Consider the following 16011-nt stretch of genomic DNA (forward strand, 5'->3'; position numbering starts at 1 on the left):
ACACCTCCTCCACTCAGTTCAATCTATCATACCAAATTCAGGCTTTCACAGGCTTCTTTGGCAGCATCCTGCTCTGCCTCCTTTTTGGTGAGCCCCTGTCCTTTGCCCAATATCTGCTCGCCATCGAGGGCATGCACCAAAAATTGACGCCTGCTGCCACTTGTTTTTACGTCGATCACTTCAAAACGTATGTTCTTGCCATTGCGCTGCCCCCATTCTATAAGCATAGATTTGAAGTTGCGCGGCGTCTGCGCCAAGTGTTCTACATCGACATGCGGCTTGATGATTTTATGAATAATAATGTGACGCGTAGCAGAAAAGCCTTTATCCAGATACAAAGCCCCTACAAAAGCCTCAAAAGCATCACCTACCATCGAGCGAAAAGAGCCGGTATGACGGTTGCCTTCGTACTGTATGTAATCCATAAAGCCGAGACGCTCGCCCAGGTCGTTCAGTGTATCGCGGCTCACCATGCGCGAACGCATCTCTGTTAAAAAACCTTCGTTTTTGAAAGGATATTTACGATACAGATAGTCGGCAATGATAGCCCCCAGTACGGCGTCGCCCAAGTACTCCAAACGTTCATTGGAAAGCACAAACGAACGGTTGGGCAGGCGAACAGCCGCCGAGGTATGCCGGAATGCCAAATCGTAAAACTCAATATGAAAAGGCTTGCGTCCTGTAAGTCTTTTTACGAAGGAAGCAAGCCTTTTTTCCTTTTCATTACGATATATTCCAAAAAAATAGGCTAATAAGTTACGCCACACTTATTCTTCAAATTTTTTGAATATTACAGAGCAGTTGTGTCCTCCAAAACCAAATGTGTTGCTCAATGCGTAATTGATTTCACGCTTCTGAGCTTTGTTAAAGGTGAGGTTCAACTTGGGATCGATCTCCTCGTCATCGGTGAAATGGTTGATGGTGGGCGGCACGGTTTGATGCACAATCGAAAGGATGCAGGCGATGGCTTCTATTGCCCCTGCTGCCCCTAACAAGTGACCGGTCATCGACTTGGTCGAGCTGATATTCATCTTGTAGGCATGCTCACCAAAAACCTTTTGAATGGCTTTGATTTCCGCTATATCGCCCAAAGGCGTAGAAGTACCATGCACATTGATATAATCAATGGCATCGAGCGGTATTTGGGCGTCTTCCAAAGCATTCTTCATCACCGCTGCTGCTCCCAAGCCTTCCGGATGAGGCGCAGTGATATGGTAAGCATCTGCCGATAAACCGCCACCTACCATCTCACAATAGATCTTGGCGCCACGCTTCACAGCGTGCTCATAGTCTTCCAAGATAATGGCACCGGCACCTTCACCCAATACAAAACCGTCGCGGTCCTTGTCAAACGGACGTGAAGCGGTTTCGGGCGAGTCATTACGCTCTGAAAGTGCCTTCAGAGCATTAAAGCCACCCACTCCGGCCTCGGTGATGGCTGCTTCCGAGCCACCCGCCACAATCACATCGGCCTTTCCGTAGCGGATATAATTGAAGGCATCGATGAGGGCGTTCGTGGATGAAGCACAAGCAGACACCGTGCAATAGTTGGGACCGCGGAAGCCATAACGGATAGAGATATGGCCGGCGGCAATGTCGGAGATCATCTTGGGAATAAAGAAGGGGCTGAAACGAGGCTCACAACCACCTTCCACATAATTGCGCACTTCTTCCTGGAAAGAGAGAAGGCCGCCTATGCCGGAGCCCCAGATGACGCCCACACGGTCCACGTCCAGCTTTTCAGGCACGAGCCCGGCGTCTTTGATGGCTTCTTCGGCCGAAGCTATAGCATAATGCGAGAAGGCGTCCATACGGCGCACCTCCCGTTTCTCAATAAAATCCATCGGGTCAAATCCTTTTACCTCGCAAGCGAAGCGCGTTTTAAATTTCGACGCATCGAAGCGGGTAATAGGAGCGGCGCCGCTCACCCCCTTGACAAGGTTCTCCCAATAAGCGGGAGCGGTGTTGCCGATGGGGGTCAGCGCGCCTATTCCTGTAACTACTACTCTTCTTACCTTCATTGGCAATCGCTTTGCGATGAGATTAGGAAGCCAACTGCTTTTCGATGTAGGCGATTGCTTCACCTACTGTTGAGATTTTTTCTGCATCCTCATCAGGAATAGAAACGTTGAATTCTTTTTCAAATTCCATGATGAGCTCAACAGTGTCCAAGGAGTCAGCTCCTAAGTCGTTGGTAAAGCTTGCTTCGGGAGTTACTTCTGAAGCATCTACTCCCAGCTTTTCAACGATAATGTTCTTTACTTTTTCTGCAATCTCTGACATCGTCGTTTAATTTTTAGTCAAACACGCTGCAAATAAATGTATTTATTCGGACAAAATCAAATCCAAAATACCATGTTTTCTTGTGGGAGTCCTAAACTCCCCGCCAAGAGGCTCATTTGCAAGCGGCAAGGTAAAGATATGAAAATAGTTAGCAAGACAAGCAAAAATCTTTAATTTTGCAGATATATCAACAAACTGCTTTTAGCTTCATGCTCAACATTAACCGATTGGCAAGCTGGTGGTTTCGGCCCGCTATGCGGCGCATTCGCTTCTTTATGGAGAAGCCGGCTCTGGCACAGGATTTTCAACTGCGCCATTTGCTGCATCGTGCGCAAAAAACCGAATGGGGAAAACGCTACGGCTTTAAAGAAATTAAACATTACGACACTTTCCGGGAGCGAATCCCCGTTTCCTCCTATGAGCAGCTTTACCCTTTCATAGAACGCATGATGCAAGGTGAGCGGGATGTGCTGTGGCCCGGGCAAGTGCGCTGGTTTGCCAAATCGTCGGGCACTACCAATGACCGGAGCAAATACATACCCGTACCCAAGGAGTCTTTGCACTACTGTCATTTTCAGGGAGGCAAAGACCTGCTCACTCTTTATCTGGAAAACACCCCCGATACCCGTGTATTTAACGGGAAAGCCCTCTCCATTGGCGGAACACACCACCCACACGAGGGCAACTCAAGAGTGCGTGTCGGCGACGTGTCGGCAGTAATCATGCAGAACCTTCCGGCTTGGGCGCAATGGTTCCGCGCGCCTTCCCTTCAGGTGGCTCTGCTTGCCGACTGGGAAGAAAAAATACAGGCCATGATACGCGAGTTGCGCAACAGCAACATTACTGCCATCATGGGGGTGCCCACCTGGACAGTGGTGCTGCTCGAAGAGCTGCTCAAAAGCGAAGGCAAGCAATATGTACAAGAAATATGGCAACAGTTTGAAGTATTCTTTCATGGTGCAGTGGCTTTTGCGCCCTACCGCCCCCTGTTTGAGCGCATAGCGCCCGGTTTGCGTTTCATGGAAGTCTATAATGCTTCGGAAGGCTTTTTTGCCCTGCAAGATGACCTGAGCCGCGACGACATGCTGCTCATGCTCGATTATGGTGTCTTTTATGAATTCATCCCCATGGATGAACTGGGCAAAGACCACCCTAAAGCTTATTGGATTGATGAAGTAGAAATGGGAAAAAACTATGCCATGGTCATCAGTACCAATGGCGGCTTATGGCGCTACCTCATTGGTGATACCGTGCAGTTTACTTCTTTGTATCCTCATAGAATCAAAATCACGGGCCGCACCAAGCAGTTCATCAATGCTTTTGGCGAAGAAGTAATGGTCGAAAACGCAGAACGTGCCATCGCCTTCGCTTGTGAAAAAACGGGGGCTGCCATTACAGACTACACCGTAGCCCCGGTGTATTTGGGCGACGGCAACAAAGGCGCCCACGAGTGGTTGATTGAGTTTGCCTCCATGCCCCATGACCTCCATGCCTTTGGCGAAGCACTTGACCGGCGTTTGCGGGAAATCAACTCGGATTATGATGCCAAACGGCAGCATGACCTCGCACTAACTGCACCGCTGATACGTGTACTGCCCCAAGGTACCTTTCAAGCATGGATGAAAAAGCGGGGCAAGCTCGGCGGGCAACACAAAGTGCCACGCCTTGCCAACCACCGTCAATATGTCAATGATATTTACCGCCTGTTGGGGTGGGAAATCAAAGAAACACCTTCAGCTTAGGCGCGCGTCGGGGTGACAATAGACCTGCCGCAGCAGTTCTTCATCGGGCAGGGTGAGTGTGTAAAATGTGCCCTCCCACTGCCGGCATATGTGCAGGCAATGCTCGCGTAAACGACGGTCTTTCGTTCGCCGGCGCAGGCGATGCATGTAAATCTGTTGCTGAGTGATAAAGAAATCCAGAGCCCAGGGGTTGGTCCAAGCTGACTGCAAGGCTTCGTCGAGTATTTTCAACGAAGCCTCATCGCCTTGCCGGAATGCCTCTAAGAGGCTTTTCCAGTATTCCACCACTGCAAAGTCATGCTTGGACATGGGGGCATCATTTTCCTTTTTCCACATTGAAGGTCCATACCGGCAGCTTGGCGTGCATAGCCACTTCTTCTGCAATGCTGGGGCGGGGGCTCAACAGACGACGCAAACCACGGCGCCCATGCGTACCAATGGCTATCATGTCCATCCCAAAATCTTCGGCATAGTGCAAACACCCTTCCTCTTCATCTATGTCGGCATATTCGGCAATATTGTAATTTCTGATGCCATGCTTGTCGAGCCATTCCTCGGCGCGCCGCTTGGCTTCACGATAGGGCATCACATCCCCGGGCACATTGACCCGTACCACATGCAAGCGGGCGTTGAGGGCTTCTTGCAAATGGGCTAAATGCTGAATGAGCGCATCGCTCATGTCTTCTTCGTAAAGCGAGTTGAAAAGCGCGATATCATTAATATCTTCGGGTGATACTTTGTCTTTAATTACCAATACAGGCACCTTGGCATAACGAATCACCTTTTCTGTATTACTACCTACATATTCATAATCATGGTTGCTGATGCCATGTGACCCCATAATAATGGAATCTACCGGCTTGTCAGTAATTTTTTCAGCGATGCTTTGCATGAAGTTGCCAATTTGCAAAAACACTTCCAATTCCACATCACTGTACTGAGCAGCCAAAGCCTGTAGTTTTTGCTGGGCTATTTTAGTCATAAATAGCTCATAGGCCTTTTCTTCATCGGTTTGCACGATACGCACGCCGTCTATGTCGGCATATACATGCAAATGACTTTCTACTACATGGAAAAGGTCAATAACAGCCCCCTTGGCTTTCGCCAGCTGATACGCAAAATCAAGTGCATATAAAGATTCTTGTGAAAAATCGACAGGTACGAGGATACGCTTCATAAACAAAACTATTTTGGGTTATACATTACAGAATAAAACACAATTCTATTACAGAGCATATACCGGAATGGGCAAGAACCCTATAAGAGAATCGCTGACCGATTGGGTCAATAGTTTTTGCCAAAAACCACGCTCATGCTTTCGTGGCTTAATCGCCAGACAGTCGGTAGGCGTTGTTTCCAAGTATTGCTTTATGCCGGCTTCCGGGTTGCTGCCCCGGACAAAGTCCAGCTCATGTTCTACTTCCTCAAACAGGCTGTCTACCGCCAAGCTCTTCATGGCAGTGCCCAAGGGCATATTGGCCGGTTGCGGGTGCACATGTAAAATACGCACATCGGCTTGTAAAAGTTTGGCAAAGACAGCCAGCGGTTTGAGCTCTTCCAATGTTTGGATTTGCTCATAATCGCAGGCAAAGGTGATGTGGCGGATGGGCTCAAAAGTAGCATGGGGTGGTATCAGCAAAACGGGAGCCGGGGCTGCATGCAGCATAAAAGAAGCCGTGCTTCCCAGCAGGCGGGCGGTTTTTCCTGCCCCACTGGTCCCCATCAGCAGTAAATCTACCGGCGCTTCTTTAAAAATGGAAAGCAACTCCTCCTCCTTATTCTTACCTATTTTGATGTAAGTAGTACGGTAGCGTACTTTTTTGTTGTCATAGAGATAATTCTTGCGCAGCCTTTCCATTTTGTCTTCTATGACAGTCACTGCTTCTTCGCCCTTGTCCAATTTATCAAAGGTAAGCACGTGAAAAAGTGAGAGGTTAGCCCCTAACCTGCTGCAAAGTTCTATGGCATACAACAAAGCACGATCGGCATTGTCAGAGAAATCGGTAGCTATCACTACATGGTCAATAGTGTTCTTATGCATATTGTTGAGTTTTGTTTGTGTGCATTTTTTAGTAAATGACAAAATCGCTTGTGTATGAATTACCACATGGACAGATACAAAACATGCTCCTGCCATACCACCTCCCGTATGCGCTTTGGCGGATGCTCAAAATCATGTCTAAACGAGCATTGTTCATGTGGCAATACACCGGACAGTTCCACCAGTAAATGGCGTCCTCTAAGGACAACCTTCAAAACAGCCCCTTTGTCTAAATATAAAATCACTTCGTTGGCACTCGATACCTCCCAAGAATCGGGATTTTGCGGCAAATAAAGCATTGCCACCGTTTCTTTGTCAAAAGACAAAAGGCGCAGCGAGGCGGCAGGCTTACCGCCCGGCAATAAGCCTGCTTCTATGCTTGGCTGCCCCGGCTGAAAGAGCTGTGTGGTTCCGGAAAGTTCATGTGTTGGAATCATGGCAAGAGGGGGGGTAGTAAAGGGTTGAACATATAGCTTTGACTTATCTTAAAATTACATAGCCCCTCTTGCTTTTCCAATGATTCAACTCATTTTGTTTGCTGATTTTTATCATTTTCAATATACGGCGTCGAAGCGCCCCAGCAGTGTAGCCATCTGTCCGCTAAGCATTGTCCAGTCGTCAACGGGCAGGCTCAAAACCACTGCCGAAGCAGGCGACAAGCTACCCAGCGGCTCACCCGTTACCCACTCGGCAAAGTAGCTTAAATAAGGATTGTGCCCAACCAAAGCCAGGCTCTCGACCGCCCCGGGCGTCTGCTCCAGCACTTCCACTATCTGCCGCATGGAAGCATTGTAGAGGCGCTCTTCTTCTTGAAGGACTGCTATATTCAACCGCTCAGCCAACAGCTGCGCGGTTTCGCGGCAGCGCCGGGCACTGCTGTGCACAATAAGTGCCGGTAAAAAATGCTGCTGTTGCATCCATTCACTCAGCAAATAGGCCTGCCGGATACCTCTTTGCGTAAGCGCCCGCTCTTTGTCGGACAGGGCGCCTTCTTCCGCTTCCGCATGACGAATCAAAATCAACTTTTTCTCCATCTTTGTAGTTTTAAATAAAAAATTACCTTCGTAAAGATAAAATAATCAGGTGTTTTTGAGCCTATTGAAAAACAAGCTTTATATATTTGCAATTCTTTTTGTAAAATACCTTACACGCAAAAAAGAAAAAAGGCTTTCTACTGAATTGAAAGATTTATTCTTTTTTTGCAGTCTCTAAGTACCGGTCTTACCAAAACAAAACCCAAGAGCAATGCCCAAGAATTTAATGATAGTAGAATCACCCGCTAAAGCCAAAACCATTGAAAAATATTTAAAAGACCAAGATTTTGTAGTGCAATCAAGCTATGGTCATATTCGCGACCTACCCAAAGGCGAGCTGGCCGTAGATATAGAAAATGACTTTCGCCCCACCTACGAAGTAGACAAAGAGAAGAAAGATATTATCAAGAAACTGGAAACCCTGGCCAAGCAAGCCGAGACCGTGTGGCTGGCCACTGACGACGACCGCGAAGGGGAAGCCATCTCCTGGCACCTGAAAGAAACCCTTGGACTGGACGAGCAGAAAGCCAAGCGTATCGTATTCCGGGAAATCACCAAAAATGCCATCTTGAATGCAATAAAAAACCCCCGTCAAATAGACATAGATTTGGTCAATGCCCAACAGGCACGCCGCATTTTGGACCGCCTGGTGGGCTTCGAGCTGTCGCCTATTTTGTGGAAGAAAATCAAATGGGGCTTATCGGCAGGGCGCGTGCAGTCGGTGGCCCTGCGCCTCATTGTAGAGCGTGAAAGAGAAATCGAGGCTTTCCAACCCACCGCCTCCTACAAGATAGTAGCCCTCTTTGACTTGGGCAACGGAAAGCAGCTGCAGGCAGAACTGAAAAAAAACCTGCCTTCGCTCGAAGAAGCGCGCCGTTTTCTGGAAGACTGCCGGCAGGCGGCTTTCCACATTTCGGCACTGGTAAAAAAACCTTCGAAGCGCTCGCCTGCCCCTCCGTTCACCACTTCTACCCTGCAGCAGGAAGCTTCGCGCAAGCTGGGCTTTTCGGTAGCGCAAACCATGACCTTGGCACAACGGCTCTATGAGTCGGGGCATATTACCTACATGCGTACCGACTCCACCAACCTGTCGCAAGAAGCCATCAACATGGCAAAAGAGGTCGTTATTGAACGTTTTGGCAGCCGCTACAGTCAGCCACGCCAATATAAAACCAAAGCGAGCGGTGCCCAAGAAGCACACGAAGCCATTCGCCCTACCGACTTCAGCCGCCTGGAGGTAAGCAGCGACAGCGCCGAACAGCGCCTGTATGAACTCATTTGGCGCCGTGCCATCGCCTCTCAAATGAGCGATGCGCAAATAGAGCGCACCATCGCTACCATCGACATATCGACCCGCCCCGAGCAACTCACCGCCGAAGGTGAGGTCATCTTGTTCGACGGCTTCCTTACGGTGTATATGGAATCAAGCGACGAGGAAGACGAAGAAAGCAACAAGGGCGGAAACAAAGCCCTGCCCCCGCTTAAAGAAGGGCAGCGTTTAACGCTGGCAAGCATGAAAGCCACCGAACGGTTCAGCCGCCCGCCGGCACGCTACACCGAAGCCAGCCTGGTACGCAAGCTCGAAGAGTTGGGCATCGGGCGTCCTTCTACTTATGCGCCTACGATTTCTACCATACAAAAGCGTGGTTATGTGGTGAAAGAAAGCCGCCCCGGCAAAGAGCGTACTTATCATGAGTTGGTATTGCAAGGGCAATCCATCAAAGAAGAAGAAAAGACTGAAATCTACGGAGCAGAAAAAAACAAGCTGTTCCCTACCAATACCGGCATGGTGGTTACCGACTTTCTCATGCAGCACTTTGCCGATGTGATGGACTATTCCTTTACTGCCAAAATAGAAGCTGCCTTCGACGAAATAGCACAAGGCAAGCTCAACTGGGTAAAGATGCTGCGCGAGTTTTACGACCACTTCCATCCCAAGGTGGAAGCCACCACCCTCATTGACCGCAAGGATGTGCCCAACCAACGCCTGCTGGGCACCCACCCCGAAACGGGCGAGCCGGTGTATGTGAAGCTCGGGCGCTACGGTGCCTATGTGCAAATAGGGGACGGTAGCGATGACGAAAAACCCAAGTCTGCCAGCCTGCGCAAAGGGCAGCTGATGGAAACCATCACCCTCGAAGAAGCGTTGGAACTGTTTAAGCTCCCGCGCGAAGTGGGCAGCTTCGAAGGCAAGCCCATCGTTGCCAACATAGGGCGTTTCGGACCTTATTTGCTGCACGACGGCAAATTTTACAGTCTCGGAAAAGAAGATGACCCACTCACCATAGACGAAGCCCGCGCCATCGAAATCATAGAGAACAAACGGCAAGCCGACCGCAAGCGTACCATCAAAGTATTTGACGAAGCCGGCATTCAGATACTGAAGGGGCGTTTCGGACCTTATATCAAAAAAGGCAAGCTCAATGTGTCGTTGCCCAAAGGCAAAGACCCCGAAAGTCTGAGTGTGGAAGAGTGCGAACAATTGATTGCCGAATATCAAGAAAAGAAAAAAAGCAAAGGCAAAGGAAAGAAAACAAGCAGTAAATCGAAGAAGAAAGAGTAGTGAAAGCCTATCACGCAGCATATCAAATAGTGGGATTGTTGGCCGCACGGGGCTTGCGCCACGTGGTTGTCAGCCCCGGCTCACGTTCGGCACCTCTGACCCTGGCTTTTGCGCGCCACCCCCAAATCAAAACCTATGTGGTGCACGACGAACGCAGTGCTGCCTACCAAGCCTTGGGCATGGCACAAACCCTCCGTCAGGCAGTGGCTTTGGTTTGTACCTCCGGCACGGCAGCCGTCAATTTTGCCCCGGCAGTGGTAGAAGCTTTTTACTTGGAAGTGCCCCTGCTGGTATTGACTGCCGACCGCCCGCCGGAATGGATAGACCAACAAGACGGACAGGCCATCCATCAAGGACAATTGTTTGCTCCGCACGTAAAAGCCGCCTATCAGCTGCCCGTCTCTTATGAACACCAAGACGCACGCTGGCATCTGCTGCGCTCGATAAACGAAGCCTACAACGAAGCCATGCGTTTCCCATACGGGCCGGTGCATGTCAATTGCCCTTTCCGGGAACCTCTTTACCCTGCCCCACATGAGCCCCTCACTTTCGACGACGCTCCCCGCTGCATTGAAGAGCTGCCCGCCGAAACACAAACACTGAGCGAAAACAGTTGGCAACAATTGGAAAAGCTGTGGGAAGCAGCCCGCCGCCCCCTAATCTTGGCGGGGCAAAGCCACTCCCCTATGCCTTTCTACGAACATATTGAGCAGTTTTGCAACCAACTGCATGTGCCCGTGGTACATGGGCGTCTGGCAAACTACCCCTACCACTCGGGCCTTCCCTATCCCAATATCCTGCCGCAAGACCTTGCCCCCGACTTGCTGATTAGCGTGGGCGGCAGTGTGCTGTCGAAGCCCCTCAAACTGCTGTTGCGGGCGTGCCCACCCGCGCAGCATTGGCACATACGTCCGGCAGGCAAGGTAGCAGACCCTTTCCGTGCACTTACCCATATTCTGCGCTGCAATGAAGCCGCTTTCTTCCGGGAAGCCGCGCGCCGCTTTTCACCTAAAGCAAAAGACTACCGAAACCACATAGAAGAGCTGGCAACTGCCTACGATGCCTTTCTGCAAGACGCATTCCCTGCAAAAACAAATGAACTGCACGAGTTGTGGCTCACCCAACAACTGTTGCAGCAGCTGCCCGCCCACGCCCTGCTCTACGTAGCCAACAGCAGCCCCGTACGTTATGTAGAGATGTTGCGCAGCCGCCGCGATGTGGTCGTACGCGCCAACCGCGGCACCAGTGGTATCGACGGCTGCACCAGCACCGCCTTGGGCGCCGCACGTGTCGATGACCGCCCGGTGTTCCTGCTCACCGGCGACATCGCCTTCTTCTATGACAGCAATGCTTTTTGGGAAGCGCCACACACATTGAACTTCAAAGTTATTTTAATAAACAACCAAGGGGGCGGTATTTTCCGTTTAATCGACGGACCACGCCGGCAAGACGAAGGACCTGCTTTCTTTGAAACGCCCCATCAGCGCCGGGCTGCCTCTTTGATGGCACACTACGGCATTCCGTGCTTTGAGGTGCACAGCACCGCTGATTTTGAAAGCCAATGGGAAGCTTTCGTTTCCCGGGAGGGCATGGCAGTCATAGAAGTGATGATTGACAGGCAACTGAATGCCCATATTTTTGAAAAGTTTCAACAATCATGGAAAGAAAAACAGCCTATGGTTTCGCGCTCGCATTGAGTCTGATAGCAGCCGCCTGCATGCCGGTAAACTACCCGGTACAAAAAGACGAAGTGCCGCTCGTATATGACGACCACCGCTACCATGCCGACATATACACCGACTTGTTGTATCCGGTACGCGGCGAACAAGAGCTACTCACCGAACCGCCGGTCATTGCTTTGGGCGGCGATGAGCACCTGCGCCTGCGCTTCGATGACCTGGGCGAAGACGTGCGCGATTTCTATGTAAAAATACAGCACTGCCAACATGACTGGACTCCTTCGACACTGCCCGAAAATGAATATCTCGACAGTTACAACGAGTTCAACATTACCGACTACAGCTTTTCATTTCAAACCCGGCAGCCCTATGTGCACTACCGTTTCGATGTGCCGCCGGTAAAACACTCGGGCAACTACCTGCTGACCGTATATAGCCGCCCCGACGGGCGCCCGGTGCTGAGCCGCCGTTTTATGGTGTATGAAACAAAGGCTGCCACCCTCCGGGGGGAAATACAAAGCAGCGCCCTCCCTTCGGAACGCAACAGCCACCAGCAGGTCAGCTGGACAGTGGACTACAGCCCCGAAGGGCTGAGCATCAACTATCCACAGGAACAGCTGCGCCTGTATGTGCAGCAAAACTATGACGCCAACCAACGGCGCCTTTATGTGCCCTCGCGCTTCGATGAACTGCAACACCGCATCGAATACCGCGATTTCACGGGCACCCAATCATGGAATGGGGGCAATGAATACCGCCGCTTCGATGCGAGCAGCTTGCGTTTTCTGGGCTTTCATGTAGCAGAGGTGCACTATCCCGAAAGCGGTGATTCGCTTGCCCGGCTGCATTTGGGCAGAGATAAAAGCCGCCGCTTGTCGCCTTACTTCACCCGGAACGACATGAACGGTTTGTTTGTAATAAAGACCTATGACAACGATTACCCCCATACGGGCAGTGATTACGTGAAGGTGCATTTTTATTTGGAAACAGACAGCATACCGGCGCAAGGCGTGTATGTGGTGGGGGCTTTCAACCGCCGGCGTTGCCAAGAGGCTGCCCGTATGCATTACGACAGCAGCCGCCATGCACTGACCGCTACCCTCTTGCTCAAACAAGGTATTTATGATTATGCCTATGCCACCCCCGACAGCAGCGGGCAGTGCCATATCGCCCCCTGGGAAGGCAACTTTCAGGAAAGCCGCAATGTGTATGAAGGCTTTTTGTATTACCGTGTGGCCCCGGAGCGCCCCGACCGCCTTGTTGCTTACCGCCGGCTGCCATAGCCTGCTTTGTTTCCGGGGCTTTGTTGTATATTTGTATTTCCAAGAGCAGCAACCAAACTATTCCGTATGATTTTACGTGCAGAGAACCTACTCAAACAATACGGCAAGCGCAAAGTAGTGAATCATGTGTCGGTAGAAGTGGAGCAAGGCAGTATTGTGGGGCTATTGGGACCCAACGGTGCGGGCAAAACCACCTCTTTTTACATGATTGTGGGGCTGATTAAGCCCAATGAAGGAAAGATATATCTGGGCGACGAAGACATTACCCCCCTGCCCATGTACAGGCGGGCACGGCGCGGCATCGGCTACCTGCCACAAGAGGCTTCGGTTTTCCGCAATTTGAGTGTGGAAGAAAACCTGTTGGCAGTGCTCGAGATGACAGGCATTTCCAAAAAAGAGCAAAAAGAGCGTGCCGAGCAGCTGCTCGAAGAGTTCAGCCTCACGCATGTACGCAAGAGCCTGGGCAAGGTGTTGTCCGGGGGCGAACGCCGCCGCACCGAGATAGCGCGTGCTTTGGCTTCCGACCCTAAGTTTTTGTTGCTGGATGAGCCTTTTGCCGGTGTTGACCCCATTGCCGTGGAGGAGATACAAAAGATAGTGTACAAGCTGAAAGCCAAGAATTTGGGCATCCTCATTACGGACCACAACGTAGATGAAACGCTTTCCATCACCGACCGGGCTTATGTGATGTCACAGGGGAAGGTGTTCCGTTCGGGCGTACCCGAAGAGCTCGTAAACGACCCGGACGTGCGCAAGTATTACCTGGGCGAGCTGTATGAGTTTAAACGCAAGATTTTTGATACTGCTTCTTAGAGTCTTTAAGAAAGACTACCATTGACTAAAAGGACAAAGCGGCAAGCACCCGAGTGATGCCTGCCGCTTTTTTCTGTTCATTTTGTCTTTATTCCTTCCAGTAACGGGTACCGTTCAGATGAATGTAGCCGGTGTGGTCTCTGCCGTCTTTACCCTTATACGTAACGCGGTAAATCTTTTCGTAGGGCGTAGGGTAAATGGGGTATTCACTTGAATATACCACCTTGCCCGTACGGGTGTTGATGAGGTGGTAGGCCAAAGCCGGATAATCAGGAGTACTATAAAAAGCATTAAAAACATGGGCGGTATAGTTCATAGGCTGACTATCCAGTATAATGCCTGCTTCATCCTCTCCCCAGTTAATTCTTCTTCCTTTTAAGCTGGACTCTATATCAAGCCAATTTATATGTGCAGTCTGCGGTTCAATGGCAAGGAGGATCTCCCCGGTACACCCAATCAGTCTGTTATTTTCATTATCAATGACTACTTTGGCGCCTTTATAATAAAGATTGTCTGTTAGCTCATAACCTGACGTGTGAGAGAGAAAGCCTCCTAATTTTTTCACGCCATGTGCCTCGGTAAACATGTATAAATCATACCTATACTTCTCTTCACCTTCGATGATGGCTTTTATCAGCCCATCTTGTACCATATAAACCTCTGTGTACTTTTTTGCATCCTCCGGATCAAAGCAATAAGTATCTGTTTTTAAGTCATATATATTAACCCCTTTTTCATATGATTCAATTACATATAAACGATGATTCAGTATATTGCTTATCCAATGATTGATTTTTTGCCTTACATTCACTACTTCTTTTGTTTGCAGGTTTATGCTATAATCCATCGAAGAGGAATGCTTGGCAAAAGGTGGTGTGAGCACACGCACTGACTCGTCTATATCCGGGAAAACTATGGAACCATCCTTGGTAGATATAACTGCTTCTTCTGAATACTTCGCACCTTCCTTAAAGACACTCATATTCAACATGTCAAATTGATCTGAGAGAATATCTTGATGTAAATAACGCGAAAAATCATCCACATGATATGCCCTCTTGATAACCTCATCGCGTATTTTCCCCTTGCGCCAGTCCATTAGGAACCAGCGTTCCCCCTGGCTCTTGGGCCTGTTGGTACTTACCCAAAATAAGTCGGCAGACATAGGCACCGCCATTAATGTATCAGACAGTGTTTTTAATTCATGTCCCACACTGTCAATAACTACCCCGGCGGCAGGATTTTTGCGAGTACCCTTTTTGTATCCGACACCATATCCTTCTGCAAACGGCGACATGTAGCTATAGGTAGGAGAAATCAATAGGCGTTGTTGTGCCACACTAAACAACCCCCATTTCCCTTCTTTCTTTACCGGCAGCAGTAAAGGTTTCTTAAAAACCAGGCGTCCGACGTTTATGTCTTCAAACATGGGGGGCACCACCCAGTTACCCTTTAAGTCTATACAACCAACCTTCCCCTTATATCTTGCTCTAACCAAAACATAAGACACAACATCATAATAATTCAGCTTCGGTAAGATAGCATCATTCTCTTTCAAAGTGTTAAAGGTGGCATTGCCTACATGCACTTGATTATCCGGAGAGACATATACCAGACGGGACTCTTGCGTTTGTGTATTGGTAAACACAAAGTGATTGGGGAAGTACTTGCTTTCTAAGACAAAAAGTCTATCGTAGAGACAAGGATAAATTTCTTTTTTTTCCTTTATAGCATAAATACCATACTTCCCATTTTTTCTTAGAACGGCAAAAGAGTCAAAGTACTTGGCGTCCGGTTGTGTGAAGAGTGTAAATTGTATTTCGTCATATTCAATGGGTATCACTTCTTCTATATCTGTTGAACTCCATATGCCTTTCTTTCCTTCTTTTTCAAGTATCCACCAGTCATGAGACAGTAAATGCCTCCATAGCCTTTTTTCTCTATTCCCTTTGGGAGGCAACACCTTTAGGCGAGCCTCTACCAGCACCTGTTTTTTTTCTATATCCCATGCAATCAAATCAACGCCTTCTTGCGGTATCCATGTATTCGAAGATACTATCCTAAAGTCTTGGTCAGTATTCTTCTGATTTGCCCGAACACACCAAACGCGCCCATTAGCAGCATGAAAAATCAACAAATCTTTGAGTTGTGGTGCAGGATAGGTTTTAAGAGTCTTCACATGAATAAAAACCGGTACCCCTTCCCCTACTGTTCTGGCTATCAAATAATTTTCATCTCCCCAAACAATTTCTTCATAACCACTTCCTTCCTCCAAAATCACCTTGCCCTTGGCATCAATCAACATATCTTTACCATTTTTCTCCACCACTGTTCTACCATTGATGAAACGACTGATGGCATCATAACGGCAGGGCAGCACCAGCTTGCCTGTTTCATCGGCATAGCCCCACTTGTCGCCACAGTTGTAAGGCACAAGGGTTTGGGCATGGGTTTGGAAAGTGAGTAGAATCAAAATCAGTTTAAGTAATAAGTTCTTAATCATCATTATTTCTAATCATTTGCTTTTACCAAGATTCCTATTCATTGTTTCACGCTTTGCTATTAGCATTAAG

At 49.1% G+C, this 16011-nt stretch carries 14 protein-coding genes; 5 read left to right on the forward strand and 9 right to left on the reverse strand.

Annotation, left to right across the window (positions count from 1 at the left end):
• Positions 1–26: 26 nt before the first annotated feature.
• From rnc to QVE43_RS02360, 3 genes are read right to left on the reverse strand one after another with little or no spacing between them, the layout of a single operon-like run.
• Positions 27–767: a ribonuclease III gene (gene rnc / locus QVE43_RS02350; RefSeq protein ID WP_038029324.1), complete on the reverse strand. Its 741-nt coding sequence runs from the start codon at positions 765–767 to the stop codon at positions 27–29.
• Entirely contained in the window at positions 768–2021 is a 1254-nt protein-coding gene (gene fabF / locus QVE43_RS02355; RefSeq protein ID WP_288004107.1) for a beta-ketoacyl-ACP synthase II, read from the reverse strand. It lies immediately after the preceding gene.
• Between the two features lie 22 nt (positions 2022–2043).
• Positions 2044–2283: an acyl carrier protein gene (locus tag QVE43_RS02360; protein ID WP_038029320.1), complete on the reverse strand. Its 240-nt coding sequence runs from the start codon at positions 2281–2283 to the stop codon at positions 2044–2046.
• A 209-nt stretch (positions 2284–2492) separates the two neighbouring features.
• Between QVE43_RS02360 and QVE43_RS02365 the strand changes: the two genes are divergently transcribed.
• The gene (locus QVE43_RS02365; RefSeq protein ID WP_288004108.1) at positions 2493–4025 is read left to right on the forward strand and encodes a GH3 auxin-responsive promoter family protein; all 1533 of its coding nucleotides are present in this window, start codon (positions 2493–2495) and stop codon (positions 4023–4025) included.
• Here QVE43_RS02365 and QVE43_RS02370 read toward each other — a convergent pair.
• The 5 genes from QVE43_RS02370 to QVE43_RS02390 all read right to left on the reverse strand — a co-directional run bounded on the left by QVE43_RS02370 (position 4017) and on the right by QVE43_RS02390 (position 7100).
• Entirely contained in the window at positions 4017–4334 is a 318-nt protein-coding gene (locus QVE43_RS02370; protein WP_157630035.1) for a hypothetical protein, read from the reverse strand. The two genes, QVE43_RS02365 and QVE43_RS02370, sit on opposite strands and share 9 nt — an antisense overlap.
• A 7-nt stretch (positions 4335–4341) precedes the next feature.
• On the reverse strand, positions 4342–5202 hold the full coding sequence (locus tag QVE43_RS02375; RefSeq protein WP_288004109.1) for a universal stress protein: 861 nt from the start codon (positions 5200–5202) through the stop codon (positions 4342–4344).
• 48 nt (positions 5203–5250) lie between these two features.
• Positions 5251–6066, reverse strand: coding sequence for a universal stress protein (locus QVE43_RS02380; protein WP_288004110.1), 816 nt, complete (start codon positions 6064–6066; stop codon positions 5251–5253).
• A gap of 59 nt (positions 6067–6125) precedes the next feature.
• Complete coding sequence (locus QVE43_RS02385; protein ID WP_288004111.1) at positions 6126–6503, reverse strand: hypothetical protein; 378 nt, start codon at positions 6501–6503, stop codon at positions 6126–6128.
• 117 nt (positions 6504–6620) lie between these two features.
• Entirely contained in the window at positions 6621–7100 is a 480-nt protein-coding gene (locus tag QVE43_RS02390) for a histidine phosphatase family protein (RefSeq protein WP_288004112.1), read from the reverse strand.
• A 211-nt stretch (positions 7101–7311) separates the two neighbouring features.
• Here QVE43_RS02390 and topA point away from each other — a divergent pair, with 211 nt between their 5' ends.
• The 4 genes from topA to lptB all read left to right on the forward strand — a co-directional run bounded on the left by topA (position 7312) and on the right by lptB (position 13438).
• On the forward strand, positions 7312–9663 hold the full coding sequence (topA, locus tag QVE43_RS02395) for a type I DNA topoisomerase (protein ID WP_288004113.1): 2352 nt from the start codon (positions 7312–7314) through the stop codon (positions 9661–9663).
• Positions 9663–11360, forward strand: coding sequence for a 2-succinyl-5-enolpyruvyl-6-hydroxy-3-cyclohexene-1-carboxylic-acid synthase (gene menD / locus QVE43_RS02400; protein ID WP_288004114.1), 1698 nt, complete (start codon positions 9663–9665; stop codon positions 11358–11360). Before topA ends, menD begins: the two co-directional genes overlap by 1 nt.
• The gene (locus QVE43_RS02405) at positions 11321–12625 is read left to right on the forward strand and encodes a DUF5103 domain-containing protein (protein WP_288004115.1); all 1305 of its coding nucleotides are present in this window, start codon (positions 11321–11323) and stop codon (positions 12623–12625) included. The genes menD and QVE43_RS02405 overlap by 40 nt, the downstream gene beginning before the upstream one ends.
• Positions 12626–12691: 66 nt before the next feature.
• On the forward strand, positions 12692–13438 hold the full coding sequence (gene lptB, locus QVE43_RS02410; protein ID WP_288004116.1) for an LPS export ABC transporter ATP-binding protein: 747 nt from the start codon (positions 12692–12694) through the stop codon (positions 13436–13438).
• A gap of 88 nt (positions 13439–13526) precedes the next feature.
• Here the strand turns inward: lptB and QVE43_RS02415 are convergent, their stop codons facing one another.
• The gene (locus QVE43_RS02415) at positions 13527–15944 is read right to left on the reverse strand and encodes a WG repeat-containing protein (RefSeq protein WP_288004117.1); all 2418 of its coding nucleotides are present in this window, start codon (positions 15942–15944) and stop codon (positions 13527–13529) included.
• Between the last annotated feature and the right edge of the window lie 67 nt (positions 15945–16011).

It is taken from the genome of Thermonema sp. (assembly GCF_026003375.1).
In the GTDB taxonomy this organism is placed as follows: domain Bacteria; phylum Bacteroidota; class Bacteroidia; order Cytophagales; family Thermonemataceae; genus Thermonema; species Thermonema rossianum.